Genomic DNA, 13,341 nt, shown 5'->3' on the forward strand with positions numbered 1-13,341 from the left:
TTGTTCTACAATCAAATTTTGGAAATCCCTTTCGTGAGTATTCCAATAAGGTTATCAAAATTAGAAATCAATCTTTCGTACTGGCCCTTTAAGAACAACGGAGTTTCAAGGCCTTTTAGAAATATCAACAACATCTCGGCATAAATAGCTACCTCACCTGGCAGTTCTAACTCTCCTTTTTCTACTCCTTGATTCAAAATTTTGGTAATCTGTTTCTTTTCCCATTCGTCCATTTCTAAAATCACATCATTAAGAAACTCATAAAATTCATAAAACTCAGGTCTCAAAGTCTCCTGATAATTAATAGAAATATTCATAACCATCATTCTTTTAATCATGTAGGCTCTTATAATATCTCTACTATCAGCATTATGGTCATCAAAAATTGAAGTTAACTCCTGTTTCAGAAAATCCAGTTCAGAAGTCACCACCTCTCTAAATAATAGTTCCTTACTATTAAAATGATAATACAAAGACCCCTTAGCCTTGCGGGCAGATTTGGCGATCTCGTCCATAGAAGTTTTGTAAAATCCATATTTACCGAAAGTTTTACTGGCCGTGGTAAGCAATTTTTGTTTTGTAGGACTCATTTATAATTTTTGACTATTTTCGTTTATTAGTCAAATATAAGAAAATAATTTAAACATTTAACAAGTCTATTAGTATCATTATTAATAGTTTTGCGTCCTATAAATCAAAAATAAAAGCTATGCTCGCTATGATAGGCCCCTGGCAGATTCTCTTACTTCTTATCTTTTTCTTCTTTGTAATTGCAACTCCAATCGGGATGCTTATTTATATAATTCGAAAACAGAATAAAAAAAGAAAACAATAATACTTTGGATTTGAGGAAAGCTCCAATACCTTATTCTTAGCAAAGTGAATGAAATAAATACTATTAATTCTCCCCCTTTTCTCTCACAAAGGGAACAAAACGTACCGGTAGTACTTTCTTTGTTTTTATTTTTCCCTTTTTCTTGGTTACCAACACCAAATTTCTTTGATTCGAAGGGCCAACCGGTATTATCATACGGCCACCCTCTGCCAATTGATCTAACAAGGGTTGTGGAATCTCTTCAATTCCAGCAGTTACGATAATTGCATCAAAAGGAGCATGTTCTTCCCAACCATTATAGCCATCTCCAATTCTTGTAATTACATTAGTATACCCTAACTTTTGAAACACCTTTTTTGCAGAAACACCAAGCTCTTCAACAATTTCTATGGTATACACCGATCTTACAATTTCTGCCAAAACTGCCGCCTGATAACCCGAGCCTGTACCTATTTCTAATACTTTATAATTGGGTTTTAATTGAAGAATTTGGGTCATGAAAGCTACAATATATGGCTGAGAAATAGTTTGTCCCTGACCAATGGGCAATGGATTATCCTGATACGCGTGTTCCCTTATACTTTTAGGAACAAATGCTTCTCTGGGTACTTTTCGCATTGCTCTTAACGTAGCCGGATCATTGATACCTCGTGCGATAAGTTGATTTGTCACCATGGCCTTTCGTTTCTTATCCTGGTCGTATTGAGCACATCCTGCCGTCCAACAAAGGAATACAAATATGAGCAGTACCCTGTACATGATAATTGTAGTGTTTTGAAAGCTAAATAAAGTCAGTCATATAAAGATACTACATAAATTTTTAAAGAAAATTGATATTTATCAGGTGTCGTTATGAAATCAATTTTTCTATTACCCGAGAATCATCAAAGTATTGAACATGCACTTTGTTGCTTAAACGCGAAAGCCAGCTACTATCCATTTTTAATTCTTGAGAATAAAAATTTTCTCCCAATTCGTCTATAGTTTCGTAAGCACATAGATAATCTTCTTTTGAAAAGAAGTCTAGCCATTCATCAATATGGCTGTTATTTGAACATTCTATTAAGTCGGTCCTTATCAAAGAAGATTTATATGCAAAAAAGGAGATCGCCGCCCCAACGGTAATACTTCTTACTTTAATATCGCTATTTTTTTGATAATTAGAAAGATAATCTATTGTAGGAATTGCACCCATACTATGAGAAAACAAAGTCACTCTATCGTATTTATTACTGGTGGTAATATAATTCATTTGACTACCTATACGGCCTTTTATAGCGTCTCGTACCAAAGCACTTTTAATGAATTTCATACTAAATCCAGATGCTCTTATTAGCAATGCTGTTGGGAACGCGCCAAGAAAGATCCCCAATCCTAGAGACACCTCTGGAAACCATGCAGGAAGCTCACTTAAAGCGAGGTGCTCAACAAGAAATTTGGTATTATAAATCGCCGTGGCCAAGATCCCCAAAACCGAGAGATACCAGCCGGTAATTATCAAACCCGAAAAAGTAATGGCGCTAAAAAGAAACTTGTTTTTTAACGCTCCTTTCCATACTGAGGAAAAAACCCAAAATGTTATGAGCTCCAACCCAAAAATTACTTTTTTCCAAAGCGGTAGCTCCTCAGAATAGTTTTCATTTACAATATCGCCCCAAAATACTTCAAAAACATCTATTGTCTTCTTTTCTGAAGTATGTTTAAAAGTAAGCTCTACACTCTTTTTTTGTCCATTTCCTTCTCCTAAAATATTCACATCAGAAATCTGTTGACGCTCTGATATTTTTTTTACTACCCGTTCTAATGCATACCCAATTTCTCTTGCGTCCAAACCGGGTATAACAATTATAGCTTCATTTCTCATTAAAAAATCAAATTGAATAGAAATCTTTAAGAATTACAGTTTCAAATATAGAGATTATTGCAATCTAAATATTATGGAAAACCGTCAACATATATAAGGATAGTACGTACTACGAAGGATGTTTTAAACAAGGTAGACTCAAATAGAATCAATGGTATTCTCCATAAATTGATATAGAGATTGCATTTCCTTCTTACCCGCCTCTCTTCCCAAGCGACCGGCAAAATATAAGACAAACCAGGTAATAAATAAAGAAACCATAGAAACTATAGGAAACACAATGGCCTTATCCAGGCTTATATTTACATATAACCATATTGCTGCCATGATGAAGAGTGTGGCTACAATAAAATGAAGAAACATAAAAAGTGTCCAAACTGTAGGACTTGGTCCAAAAAGCCCTTTGAGTTTTGGTTGATTTTCATCGACATCATAAATCTCGAGATGCAACTGCGGTGACCAGAAATGTTGTTCTTTTTTTGGAATCCTTATAAAGACATGATGATCTATACGGCTTATCTTAAAATCTTTACATGTTTTGCTTTTCTTCTCAAAAGATTCGAGGGCTTTTTCTGAAGGTATCTTAAGATCTCGAAAAAACCTGGGCCGTAAAACGATTTCATTTGAAATTTCCATCCTGGGTATCTTGAAAATCAAATTTAATTTCTTTTTTACCCTTTATTAATGATTTTTATCAGTTTTAGTTGTTTGACTTATTCTATTTATTTAGCGAATCTTTTTTTTCTTTTATTCTATCCTTAATCAGTTCTTCTAACGTCTTATCTTTATTTTTTTGATAATCGTTCTTATTTATAACTATTGAGTCTGGATATACAAAACATTTAAATCTTTTATCACCATATTTAATCCCGTAGTATCTTTCTGAACCAGAATAACTTAAAAAATCATTTCCTTCTAACTCTTCAACTGGGATATTGTATAATTGACTTATCTTTTGCTTACATGAATCTATGGTTTCTATTGCTTTTTGTTTGTTGTTCTCAGATCCAAACATTTTATACGTATACATTGCACCGAACAATAGCTTATATAAAATATCAACAACTACAATCACTATACCCAAGGTTCCCCAAATAGCATTATCAGTATTTTTCCGGCAGCGAATAATACTTATCCAGGCAAAAAATCTATGAACACCAACTACAAAAAAAGATATGCTAATATATGTACTGAAATCATATTTATGTGACTGTAAAACCATAAGCATGACTAAAAAAATAATCAATGCAGGTATTACTCCAACCCCCCAAAAGGCATAGGATAATGGTTGAGTTCCTTTAAGGAAACCCAGAAAACCTCCTGGTTTTTTGTTTAAGTTTTCCATATGTACTTAATACGTTTAGGGTTTCTTTTGACTAAGATGCAATACAAAAATGGCATTAAAACCAAAAACAAAATTTCCATCTTTAAAATTAAATACATTAGGCGTTTGTGTGATAAAAGATTCCTCGGTCATGCCTCTTGTATTGGTAAGCTGAAACTGTAACATCACATCACTAAGTTCCCAATTTACACCCAAAGAAAAAGCATCATATGTATTTATGGATTTTAAAGGATTAAACACATAAAAATATTCTGAAACTATAGAAACATGCCCCCCTAATTTGTATCGCCCCCCTACTCCTATTGCGAATTGATTATTAGGATCTTCAGAAAATGCCGAAGAACTTCTATGGATATATGTCGGAGAAATCTGAGCCGAAAATTGTGGTGTAAACTTACGGGCAATCAAAATTTGTGATGTATAAGACAACTTATCCCCAAACTCATCAAATCGATTTACATCGACAAAAGGACGGTTGCGTTCACTTCTATAGGCCATGTTTTGAAACAATGATATACTTAATGGTGAGCCTTTCCCGTCACTTCGTTGTTTTATAAGCTTATATTTAAAAAACCCATCAAATATACTTTCAAGTGTACTTCCTCCGGCACCAAACGTTAAGCGATCAGAAATACCATATTCCAACCCAATTCTGGCACCAAGTTTATCGGCAACAAAACTTTGACTTTCATAATCAGGAATATTCCAAAATCTATTAAATGCCTGTATTTCTAAAATTCCTTTTTTTCTTGTTTCTATCGAATGCCCTATTGAAAGCCTACTGGCTTTAAATGTTGCCAATTCATATTGTGGCGTATCTGGATATTCTTTCTCCAATGTTTCTAATAAATCCTGGGCATTACTAGTTATACCTAGCCCCAGCATCATAAAAAAGTATATCAAAAATTGCGTGCTATTTCTCATAAGGCTGATATTCGAATCTAAAAGTTATTGATATAGTTTTTGCAATATTAGGGGCCAAAATCGGTGGAATTTTAATGTCATAGTCCTTAACGGTCGCTTCAAAATCACCGGTAAACAAATACGAACCGTTATTATTTTGGATAGTAGTCTTGATTTCAACCTCATTGGCAATACCATGAATAGTAAGGTTTCCTTTAATCATTCTGGTTTGTATATCTGCCAAAGGATCAAAATCAACAATTCTACCTTCAAAAGTAGCTTTGGGATATAAGTCGGACTCTATATAACTTTCGTTAAAATGCTCGTGCATTAGAGCTTTTTTAAAAACGAAAGCATTCATAAGCATGCTAACAGCTATTTCTCCTTTAGAAAGATCTATAATACTTAGGACCTGATTATTTTTTGCCTCTATATTTTCTACCGAAGTGTACGAGAAAAAAGAAACCTGACCCTGGCGCGTAATAAATTGATCCGATCTAGATGTATCTTCGGAGAAACTCATCACTAAAAAGATCAAAATAATAAGTTTATTCATCGATTTGTGTGTTAGTCAATATACAATGTAATAGTATAGCATCTTTCAAAAACCCTTTACAAACTCCTTTTATTCTAATTTTTTGACCCTTTACCAGCTTACGCACTTCTTCAGCTTGACTTAACTGCATATCACATATAACATTAGAGTGTTTACTACTTCCATACAGTATTATAGTATTTCGGTCATTTAAAAAGGTAACCTCCTTCACAATTCCATCTACTTCAACGATCTTCCCTCGATATGCAGTATTAGCAGTTTTTTCATTCAAAATATAAGAAGACACCAATTCTTTAGAATTAACCTCAATATCTGTAGCAACTTTGCTAATGTCAGAAAACGCAGGTTCAGAATATTTAAAATATATAGAAACCGTCGTAATTAAAACTAGAATCAGGACTAAAGGTTTTATTTTGTTTTTGTAATTCATATTTAATCTGAAAATTAAATACTTTGGCAATGTAATCTTAGGTAATTTATTCTATACTATGAAACAATTTAATATTTTTTATTGTACTCAATTATTTAGGATAGTAAACAGAAGCCTATTAATATGTTAATACCAAAAATGTAATCTGTAATACCAAGACTACTGTAATTATTGAAAGTAAAGAGATTATGGTTTTGCTTTTAAACGGTTTCATTTTCTACGCTTTTGATTTTGTTCGGCTACAAATAAACAAGGCTTTACACTTTAAACAGAAAAAATGTTGGTTAGACAGAAAAAGTAGTTCTAAAAGGGAAAAAAAGCCCTTGAAATGAAATCCTAATTATTCAACAAGTCCTTATTTGCTGAAAAAAAATATGCTATTTTAGCTCTTGTTATCATACGTATACCATCAATCTTTCGTTTGATTGTTGTCTAACATTTGTACTTACTAACCAATGAGAAAAGACAAACTGTACTTCTTAACTTTTATTTCTATTTCGGTTATTTTTTTAATAATTGCATCGCTGGGTGTCAAATATTTTATTGAGGTTAGTGCTAATCAGTTAATTGAAATACAATTAGAATCTAGTAAAAGGGAAGCCAATGAAATTTCAAGACTTACTCATCATCAACTTGCAGGTGGAATAGATCGCCAAACTGTTATCCAAAATATTCAAGTCGCTATAGAGAATACACACACTGAAGCCTCATTTATTTGCGCATTTGATTGGTCGGGTAAAGAAGTGTGCCATCCAGACAAGACAAGAATAGGTCAAAAAGTTAACTCTAATCAATCGTTACTGAATTCATTGAAAGAGGAAAAAAGCTCGGACAAATTGTATGATTTATTAATGAACCAAAGAAAATCCAATGACAATATAAGCACTGATAACAATGTCATAAATTCTGAAATCGTATACATTTCTCCTGTGAAGGACTCTGACTTGATTATTGCAGCCCATATTAATCTAGACGAAGTTTCTACACAGACAAGAAAACTGAAAACCAGCTTTTATACCATCTTCGCATTGATGGGTGGTTTGATCATCCTATCTTCCTTTTTTGCTGTTCGTATCATTGGGAGTTATTATGAAAAACAATTAGAGCTTAAAAACATAAACCTGGAAAGCGAATTAATCAGTCTTTCAAAATTAAACACCGACCTGGTGGCATATCAACAAAAAGTTGTTGAACATGCAACCGATGAACCTACAGAATCACTGTCTGAATCAGGAAAAAAACGTATCCTTACCTATATTAGAAATGAACTTATTCCTATCGCTATTGATGAAATTGCCTATATCTATACAGAAAATACCATAACATATGTACTAAGCTTTGATGGGAAAAAATCAACTAGCAACATAAGTCTAGATGATATGTTTACCAATTTGGACCCTTCCTTATTTTTCAGAGCCAATCGACAATTCATTATTAGTATTTCTGCCATTGAAAAAATTATTAAGTATGGTAATAGTCAACTCAAAATAGTAGTTAAAGATTCTGATGCCGAAATAATAATTAGTAAAAACAAAGCGGCAGAATTTAGACAATGGCTTAATATTTAATCGTACTTCGATGGAATATCTTTCATGTGCCTACATCCATCTTCCCATTTTTTGAAATCAAAAAACACGCTTTTCTTAAAATGTTTTTTCAAATTCACTTAAGAAAATTCCTTTTCTGGTACTAAAAATGATCTTTCATTAAAAGTTGCACATTTTTTAACCCGTTTTTTTTCCTTTTCAACGTCATTTTTTCCCTCTCACCTACATTTATTTGATTCTAAGACCCCTGTTGACGGTACTTTGCACTATAAATCATTAAAGACTCAAAAAATGAAAAAATCAATTTTATTAGTATTCGCAACAGTATCAATTTTCTATAGTTGTAGTAGTGACGACTCTGATCCTGCACCAGATCCTGGAACCCAAGAAAATAATATTCAGTTGGCAAATGACGCTACTTTTGGTAGTATTCTTACCGACAAAGATGGCATGTCTCTTTATTTCTTTTCAAGAGATTCTAAAGGAGAATCTGCATGTAACAGTGATCAATGTGTTTCAAGTTGGCCAATATTTTATACTAGCGATGTAACTCTTGATGCCGGTTTAAATGCAAGTGATTTTGGAGAAATCACAAGAACAGATGGTACAAAACAAACGACATACAAAGGTTGGCCATTGTATTACTTTGCAGGTGACAATGCTGCCGGAGATACCAACGGAGACAAAGTAGGAAACAATTGGTATATCGCCAAGCCAGATTATTCTTTAATGTATGTTGAGGCACAGCTTGTTGGTAAAGATGGAGATGGTAATGAAATCAACTTCAAAAGTGACTATACCCCTGGTGATGAACTCACATTTTACATGGTAAATGCTACAACAGGAAGAACGTTATACACCTTTATTAATGATAAAAAGGATACCAACACTTTTACAGCAGATGATTTTTCGAATGATGCCGTATGGCCCGTGTTTCATATTGATATAGATAAGCTTCCAAGTATTTTGGATGCCAATGATTTTGGAACCATAGATGTTTTTGGCAGATCACAGTTAACATACAAGGGATGGCCTTTATACTATTTTGGTCAAGATGTAAACCGAGGAGATAATTTCGGGATCAATTTCCCGGCAGCAGGTGTATGGCCCATCGCCAACGTTGATACAGAGCCTGCTCCAGAAAATTAGCCATAATTTATATTTAAGTAGTTAGTTGATCATAAGGGGAAGAAAGCTCTTCTTTCTTCCTCTTATACCTAAAACCAAAAACAATGGAAACGCTTTCAAGAACTAAAAATATCCTTTTACCAATCCTAATAGGCATAGTTTTTATAGCCTGTGAGAACAATGTTGAAGAGGATACTACTTCACCAGATGGAGGATCAAATGGAAATGAACCTTGTGATACCAATATCTCTTTTACTACAAGTGTGAAACCAATTATAGATGCAAATTGTATTGCATGTCACAATGGAAATCAATTTCCAGATTTAAGAACGTATCAAGGAATATTTGATAATGCGCAAAATGTAAGATCACAAGTCGTGAGCCGAAGAATGCCGTTAAATGGTTCTTTAACCAATGAAGAAATAGAATTAATACGATGCTGGATAGAAAATGGAGCTCTTAATAATTAAACCAATCTCATGACCAGAAGAACAAGAATAGTGATGATTATCTCGATATTGATAGTTATGCTGGTAGGAGCATTCGTCTATTACACTTTGTATAATAAACCTCATATAGATGTAGCAAAATCTTCTCCGAATATATCAATTGCATCCAACACAATAGTAAATGATTTTGAAGAGGATGAAAATCGGGCAAATGTCAAGTATCTGGAACAAATTATCGAAGTAACCGGTACTATAATCGAAACAAGTATTACAAATGGAAAAGGAGTTGTAGTAATAGGAGCGGCAGATACATTTGGAAGCATTATGTGTCATTTATCTCATGAAGAAAATGAGAAAATCTGGACCTTAAATAAAGGGCAACAAATTACTATTAAAGGCATTTGTACAGGGTATCTTATGGATGTCATATTAGTAAAGTGTGTAATTGTTGATTAAGGCACTAACACTATAAAGAATATCATAAAAAAGAAAACCAATGAAACCAATACATATATTATTATACTTTTTTTTAAGTACAACTTTCACCTTTGGGCAAAGTAAATATTTAACAAAACAAGGATACACTTCTTTCTTTTCAAGTTCGCCAGTAGAAGATATAAAAGCAGACAACCATCAGGTTTTAAGCATTATCGATTCTTCAACTGGGGCTATTGCCATTTCAATATTAATGAAATCATTCATGTTCGAAAAATCATTGATGCAAGAACATTTTAATGAAAATTATGTTGAATCAGATAAATTTCCGAAAGCCACATTTAAAGGTGAAATTCAAGGGCTTCAGGATCTTAACACGGGGCAACAAGAAGTCACCATAAAAGGGAATATAACAATTCACGGAGTAACCCAAACCATCGAAACCAAAGCCACAGTAAACAAAACTGATGAAGCCATTTCTGTTAACGGAAGTTTTCCTGTTAAAGTAGCAGATTTTGGAATCAAAATTCCAGCTGTTGTTGTTAACAACATTGCCGAAGTTGTAGAAGTGACTTTTGAACTTGATCATAAACCATACATCAAATAACATGAAAAATCTTTTTATAGTCATAGTAATATTTATAATTAGTAGACCCAATGTCTTGGCTCAGGAAGATCTGTTTGATATCTTGGAAGAAGAATCTCCGCAAACAAAGAATTTTGTTACTTCTACCTTTAAAGGAACAAGAATTCTTAATGGTCATTCTATCGAAAATCGGAACAAAGGAACTTTGGAGTTTGTAATCTCTCACCGTTTTGGAAGAGTTAATCTTGGTGCAGAAGAGCTTTATGGGCTGGACCAATCCAATATTCGTTTTGCTTTCGAATATGGACTTACCGATAATTTAATGTTGGGTATTGGTAGAAGCAGTTTTGACAAAGAGTACGACGGTTTCTTTAAGCTAAAACTACTAAAACAAGGTGCCGAAAAAGGTTCTTTTCCTTTTGCGATATCCCTTTTCGGAAGTGCGGTTTATAGATCTATTGATGATTTTGAGCCTGGTAATGAACCAAGTTCTAGCGAGCGTATGTCCTATACTACACAGTTATTAATCGCCAGGAAATTTAGTCCGGGGTTTTCTTTGCAAGTAACTCCCAGTTTGATTCATCGAAATTCTGTGAAAATTGAAGACGATCCTCATAATATTTTCGCCGTAGGAATAGGCAGCAGAGTAAAGCTCACGAAAAGAGTTTCGATAAATGGAGAATATCATTATACCGTAAACCCCTTGGAATCTATTGACGCAACAAACTCACTAGCCTTTGGAATAGACATTGAAACGGGTGGTCACGTTTTTCAGATCATTTTATCGAATTCTATTACCATGATAGAAAAAAGTTTTATTACCGAATCTACAGATGATTTTTTTGAGGGCGACGTGCACCTTGGGTTTAATATTTCGAGAGCCTTTCAGTTTGGAAAAAACAAAAAGAAAAAACTTAAAGAAGTCAAAGAATCAAATCAATAATACTTTGATTTTCTTTTTACAAAAAATGGGAAAAAATGCTAAGAAAAACTTACAAAGTGAAAGGAGAAGATGTTGATGACTTTATGGTTATGCAAGATTATGCATACCAATCATATACTTCTTCTATGGTGGATGCCTTTTTGTTTCAAAAAGGGTATTCAAAATATAAGCTAAATACTCAAAAAATAGGGTTGAAAAAACAGTTTGAAAAATCTGTTCAACTGAAAAATTTAATGTTTACACAACACTTTTTTTTGAATCTCGAATTAGTAAACACAGACATCGAAAAACAAAAAATGAGTTTCAGAAGCCGTTTTTTTAATGTTGAAAATGAATTATGTGCTATGGCAACATTGCAACTGTATTGGTATAACAATTCTCATGAAATGATAATTTCTACCCCCAGAACAGTAGCACAGAATTTTTTGGGATACGGCTATGTTGCCCCATAACTCGACGGTGTATACATCGATTAAGTACGTCATTATTTTTGATGGTAATACACCAAGAAAAAGCCCCATTACGGGGCTTTTTTATGATTAATAGCATCATGTTAATAAAGGTTATGCCACATTTCCTAATAGATAATTGGCCAAAGCATGGGATATCTTTTGTCCAGAATGTTTTTCATAATGACTATATGCCGGACTAGGATTCACTTCAAAACAAGTATATCGGTCCTTTGACTCGTCATATTTCAAATCAACTCCAGAAAAGCACATATCCAAACTTTTGGTTAATGCTATACAAGCTCTGTTAATCGTATCAGGTAAGTTTACAGGTATATATTCAGTATCCGAATCATACCTGTAATCTGTGGCACTTGATTTGATCAAAGTAGAAAATACTTGATCACCCAGGACATGAACTCTTATATTGTTACCCTCGACATACTCCTGAAATTGAGTTGGACACCAACAAATTTTCTTGAGTTTTGGGATGTCCTCTTCGGTAAGTTCTTGCACAATAGATCTTACACCACTTGCCGATTTATATATTACCCGTTCCTTTTCTTTCAAGAATGAAACTACCTCTTCAGGTTGATTGGTGATAATAGTCTCTGGGATATCAAGATCAAAATCAGAAATTAATTGAGTTTGAAACGGTTTTGACATATTAGAAATCATAGAAGAGTTTTTATTGACTACCTTTGCATCAGTGACTTCGAGCCATTGATTTATGGTATCATGAAGTTTTGCGCAATGATGTCTTACGGCTTCATCCTTAGTATCTTCATATTCTGGAATACTCATAAAATTGATCAAACGATTGTACACTCCAGTAATTTTATTAAGATCTACGGTACTATCATTTAATCTTATAGTGCCCTGGATTTTTCCATTAACTATTTTATAAACCATATTTGTAGAAATAAAGTCTCTTTGGTTAAACAATAGGTAGGGCAACTTGTTATTTTCGAGTTGTTGTATAAGTAGTGCCACTGGTGTCTCTGTTGGTATACCGCAAATTAGTATCATAATTGTAGTATTTATTATTAAAATGTTTAAAAATGGATAAAACTCTTTGGTATTAAGCAGCCACTAGCTGATGAATAAAAGTTGCAATATTTGTAGCATTTTCTCTAGAAATGTATTCTTTAAAATTTGGTAAAAGATTTGCTGTAGAAAAATGCATAGCTCCAATTTTATCTTGTAAAAAAGTAAACTCAATAATAGGATTGTTACTCTTTTGAGAAAGCTTTAGGCACAATGACTTAACATCTTCAGGTATGTTTACATTACAAAACACCATTTGACCAAACATAACCAACACTTTGATTTCCGATACATATTGATAAGACAGTGCTTTTTCAAATGGATATGTGATGGTGTTACCTCCCTGCTGCGCAACCATTTTTAACCATTGTTGCGGATGTTTTAATGTTCCATAGAGGCAATTTGCTGTAGCTGGATTGTAAACTTCACCTTTTATTGTATTAAGCAGTGAAACTAAAACCGCATTGGACTCTGATTGTGCATACTCTTTATCGTTATTTTCGACATACATGAAATGATCTGCTGGTAATCGCGTAAAACGATTAATTACCATATTAGTAGTGTCACTATTAATCTGAATTCCATTATGTAAGCGTATATCAAAATGAGATGCGTTTGATGATATTTTTAGCCTTAGTGATTTATTATACCAAAGCATATCTTCGGTAACTATTTCCAGAGCATCAAATTGATCTTTCAAAACTTGATACAACCAGATAGCAGATTGATCATGTTTTGAACAAAATATATAGTTCATAATTGTTTTAAGTTTAAATGAATAAGGATTTAATTTTTAGTATAGTGCTACAAATTTGTAGCACTAT

At 33.3% G+C, this 13,341-nt stretch carries 17 protein-coding genes; 7 read left to right on the top strand and 10 right to left on the bottom strand.

The features are described from left to right. Positions 1-11: 11 nt before the first annotated feature. From U6A24_RS13405 to U6A24_RS13440, 8 genes are all read right to left on the bottom strand, one after another. The gene (locus U6A24_RS13405) at positions 12-590 is read right to left on the bottom strand and encodes a TetR/AcrR family transcriptional regulator (protein WP_324180496.1); all 579 of its coding nucleotides are present in this window, start codon (positions 588-590) and stop codon (positions 12-14) included. A 308-nt stretch (positions 591-898) separates the two neighbouring features. Continuing rightward, positions 899-1,594, bottom strand: a complete 696-nt coding sequence (locus U6A24_RS13410) for a protein-L-isoaspartate(D-aspartate) O-methyltransferase (protein WP_324180497.1) — start codon at positions 1,592-1,594, stop codon at positions 899-901. 91 nt (positions 1,595-1,685) lie between these two features. Beyond that, complete coding sequence (locus tag U6A24_RS13415; RefSeq protein ID WP_324180498.1) at positions 1,686-2,699, bottom strand: hypothetical protein; 1,014 nt, start codon at positions 2,697-2,699, stop codon at positions 1,686-1,688. 138 nt (positions 2,700-2,837) lie between these two features. Further along, positions 2,838-3,335: a GTP-binding protein gene (locus U6A24_RS13420; protein ID WP_324180499.1), complete on the bottom strand. Its 498-nt coding sequence runs from the start codon at positions 3,333-3,335 to the stop codon at positions 2,838-2,840. Positions 3,336-3,417: 82 nt separating this feature from the next. Continuing rightward, the gene (locus U6A24_RS13425; protein ID WP_324180500.1) at positions 3,418-4,044 is read right to left on the bottom strand and encodes a hypothetical protein; all 627 of its coding nucleotides are present in this window, start codon (positions 4,042-4,044) and stop codon (positions 3,418-3,420) included. Between the two features lie 15 nt (positions 4,045-4,059). Further along, positions 4,060-4,968 carry a DUF5777 family beta-barrel protein gene (locus U6A24_RS13430; protein WP_324180501.1) on the bottom strand — a complete coding sequence of 303 codons (909 nt, stop codon included), beginning with the start codon at positions 4,966-4,968 and terminating at the stop codon, positions 4,060-4,062. Then, positions 4,958-5,503 (bottom strand): YceI family protein, encoded by a 546-nt coding sequence (locus U6A24_RS13435; protein ID WP_324180502.1) that lies wholly within the window; start codon positions 5,501-5,503, stop codon positions 4,958-4,960. The genes U6A24_RS13430 and U6A24_RS13435 overlap by 11 nt, the downstream gene beginning before the upstream one ends. Beyond that, positions 5,496-5,933 carry an OB-fold protein gene (locus U6A24_RS13440; RefSeq protein WP_324180503.1) on the bottom strand — a complete coding sequence of 146 codons (438 nt, stop codon included), beginning with the start codon at positions 5,931-5,933 and terminating at the stop codon, positions 5,496-5,498. The genes U6A24_RS13435 and U6A24_RS13440 overlap by 8 nt, the downstream gene beginning before the upstream one ends. Before the next feature lie 455 nt (positions 5,934-6,388). Here U6A24_RS13440 and U6A24_RS13445 point away from each other — a divergent pair, with 455 nt between their 5' ends. From U6A24_RS13445 to U6A24_RS13475, 7 genes are all read left to right on the top strand, one after another. Then, positions 6,389-7,501 (top strand): LytR/AlgR family response regulator transcription factor, encoded by a 1,113-nt coding sequence (locus tag U6A24_RS13445; protein WP_324180504.1) that lies wholly within the window; start codon positions 6,389-6,391, stop codon positions 7,499-7,501. A 270-nt stretch (positions 7,502-7,771) separates the two neighbouring features. Continuing rightward, positions 7,772-8,629, top strand: coding sequence for a hypothetical protein (locus U6A24_RS13450; protein WP_324180505.1), 858 nt, complete (start codon positions 7,772-7,774; stop codon positions 8,627-8,629). A gap of 83 nt (positions 8,630-8,712) precedes the next feature. After that, positions 8,713-9,078, top strand: coding sequence for a cytochrome c family protein (locus tag U6A24_RS13455; protein ID WP_324180506.1), 366 nt, complete (start codon positions 8,713-8,715; stop codon positions 9,076-9,078). Positions 9,079-9,087: 9 nt separating this feature from the next. Continuing rightward, positions 9,088-9,513 (top strand): OB-fold protein, encoded by a 426-nt coding sequence (locus U6A24_RS13460; protein ID WP_324180507.1) that lies wholly within the window; start codon positions 9,088-9,090, stop codon positions 9,511-9,513. Between the two features lie 40 nt (positions 9,514-9,553). Continuing rightward, positions 9,554-10,099, top strand: coding sequence for a YceI family protein (locus U6A24_RS13465; RefSeq protein WP_324180508.1), 546 nt, complete (start codon positions 9,554-9,556; stop codon positions 10,097-10,099). A gap of 1 nt (position 10,100) precedes the next feature. Then, entirely contained in the window at positions 10,101-11,021 is a 921-nt protein-coding gene (locus U6A24_RS13470; RefSeq protein ID WP_324180509.1) for a DUF5777 family beta-barrel protein, read from the top strand. Positions 11,022-11,056: 35 nt separating this feature from the next. Next, positions 11,057-11,473, top strand: coding sequence for a hypothetical protein (locus U6A24_RS13475; RefSeq protein ID WP_324180510.1), 417 nt, complete (start codon positions 11,057-11,059; stop codon positions 11,471-11,473). A 111-nt stretch (positions 11,474-11,584) separates the two neighbouring features. Here U6A24_RS13475 and U6A24_RS13480 read toward each other — a convergent pair whose 3' ends face one another. Then, the gene (locus tag U6A24_RS13480) at positions 11,585-12,499 is read right to left on the bottom strand and encodes an ATP-grasp domain-containing protein (RefSeq protein WP_324180511.1); all 915 of its coding nucleotides are present in this window, start codon (positions 12,497-12,499) and stop codon (positions 11,585-11,587) included. 52 nt (positions 12,500-12,551) lie between these two features. Further along, positions 12,552-13,274 carry a hypothetical protein gene (locus U6A24_RS13485; protein WP_324180512.1) on the bottom strand — a complete coding sequence of 241 codons (723 nt, stop codon included), beginning with the start codon at positions 13,272-13,274 and terminating at the stop codon, positions 12,552-12,554. Positions 13,275-13,341: the final 67 nt, after the last annotated feature.

It is taken from the genome of Aquimarina gracilis (assembly GCF_035285365.1).
Lineage (GTDB): Bacteria > Bacteroidota > Bacteroidia > Flavobacteriales > Flavobacteriaceae > Aquimarina > Aquimarina gracilis.

Excerpts from the sequence above, each read along its gene's own strand:
- U6A24_RS13455 (WP_324180506.1), top strand. The coding sequence starts at position 8,713 with ATGGAAACGCTTTCAAGAACTAAAAATATCCTTTTACCAATCCTAATA.
- U6A24_RS13435 (WP_324180502.1), bottom strand. The coding sequence starts at position 5,503 with ATGAATAAACTTATTATTTTGATCTTTTTAGTGATGAGTTTCTCCGAA.
- U6A24_RS13415 (WP_324180498.1), bottom strand. The coding sequence starts at position 2,699 with ATGAGAAATGAAGCTATAATTGTTATACCCGGTTTGGACGCAAGAGAA.
- U6A24_RS13410 (WP_324180497.1), bottom strand. The coding sequence starts at position 1,594 with ATGTACAGGGTACTGCTCATATTTGTATTCCTTTGTTGGACGGCAGGA.
- U6A24_RS13405 (WP_324180496.1), bottom strand. The coding sequence starts at position 590 with ATGAGTCCTACAAAACAAAAATTGCTTACCACGGCCAGTAAAACTTTC.
- U6A24_RS13475 (WP_324180510.1), top strand. The coding sequence starts at position 11,057 with ATGCTAAGAAAAACTTACAAAGTGAAAGGAGAAGATGTTGATGACTTT.
- U6A24_RS13480 (WP_324180511.1), bottom strand. The coding sequence starts at position 12,499 with ATGATACTAATTTGCGGTATACCAACAGAGACACCAGTGGCACTACTT.
- U6A24_RS13465 (WP_324180508.1), top strand. The coding sequence starts at position 9,554 with ATGAAACCAATACATATATTATTATACTTTTTTTTAAGTACAACTTTC.
- U6A24_RS13425 (WP_324180500.1), bottom strand. The coding sequence starts at position 4,044 with ATGGAAAACTTAAACAAAAAACCAGGAGGTTTTCTGGGTTTCCTTAAA.
- U6A24_RS13420 (WP_324180499.1), bottom strand. The coding sequence starts at position 3,335 with ATGGAAATTTCAAATGAAATCGTTTTACGGCCCAGGTTTTTTCGAGAT.
- U6A24_RS13430 (WP_324180501.1), bottom strand. The coding sequence starts at position 4,968 with ATGAGAAATAGCACGCAATTTTTGATATACTTTTTTATGATGCTGGGG.
- U6A24_RS13470 (WP_324180509.1), top strand. The coding sequence starts at position 10,101 with ATGAAAAATCTTTTTATAGTCATAGTAATATTTATAATTAGTAGACCC.
- U6A24_RS13440 (WP_324180503.1), bottom strand. The coding sequence starts at position 5,933 with ATGAATTACAAAAACAAAATAAAACCTTTAGTCCTGATTCTAGTTTTA.
- U6A24_RS13485 (WP_324180512.1), bottom strand. The coding sequence starts at position 13,274 with ATGAACTATATATTTTGTTCAAAACATGATCAATCTGCTATCTGGTTG.
- U6A24_RS13460 (WP_324180507.1), top strand. The coding sequence starts at position 9,088 with ATGACCAGAAGAACAAGAATAGTGATGATTATCTCGATATTGATAGTT.
- U6A24_RS13450 (WP_324180505.1), top strand. The coding sequence starts at position 7,772 with ATGAAAAAATCAATTTTATTAGTATTCGCAACAGTATCAATTTTCTAT.
- U6A24_RS13445 (WP_324180504.1), top strand. The coding sequence starts at position 6,389 with ATGAGAAAAGACAAACTGTACTTCTTAACTTTTATTTCTATTTCGGTT.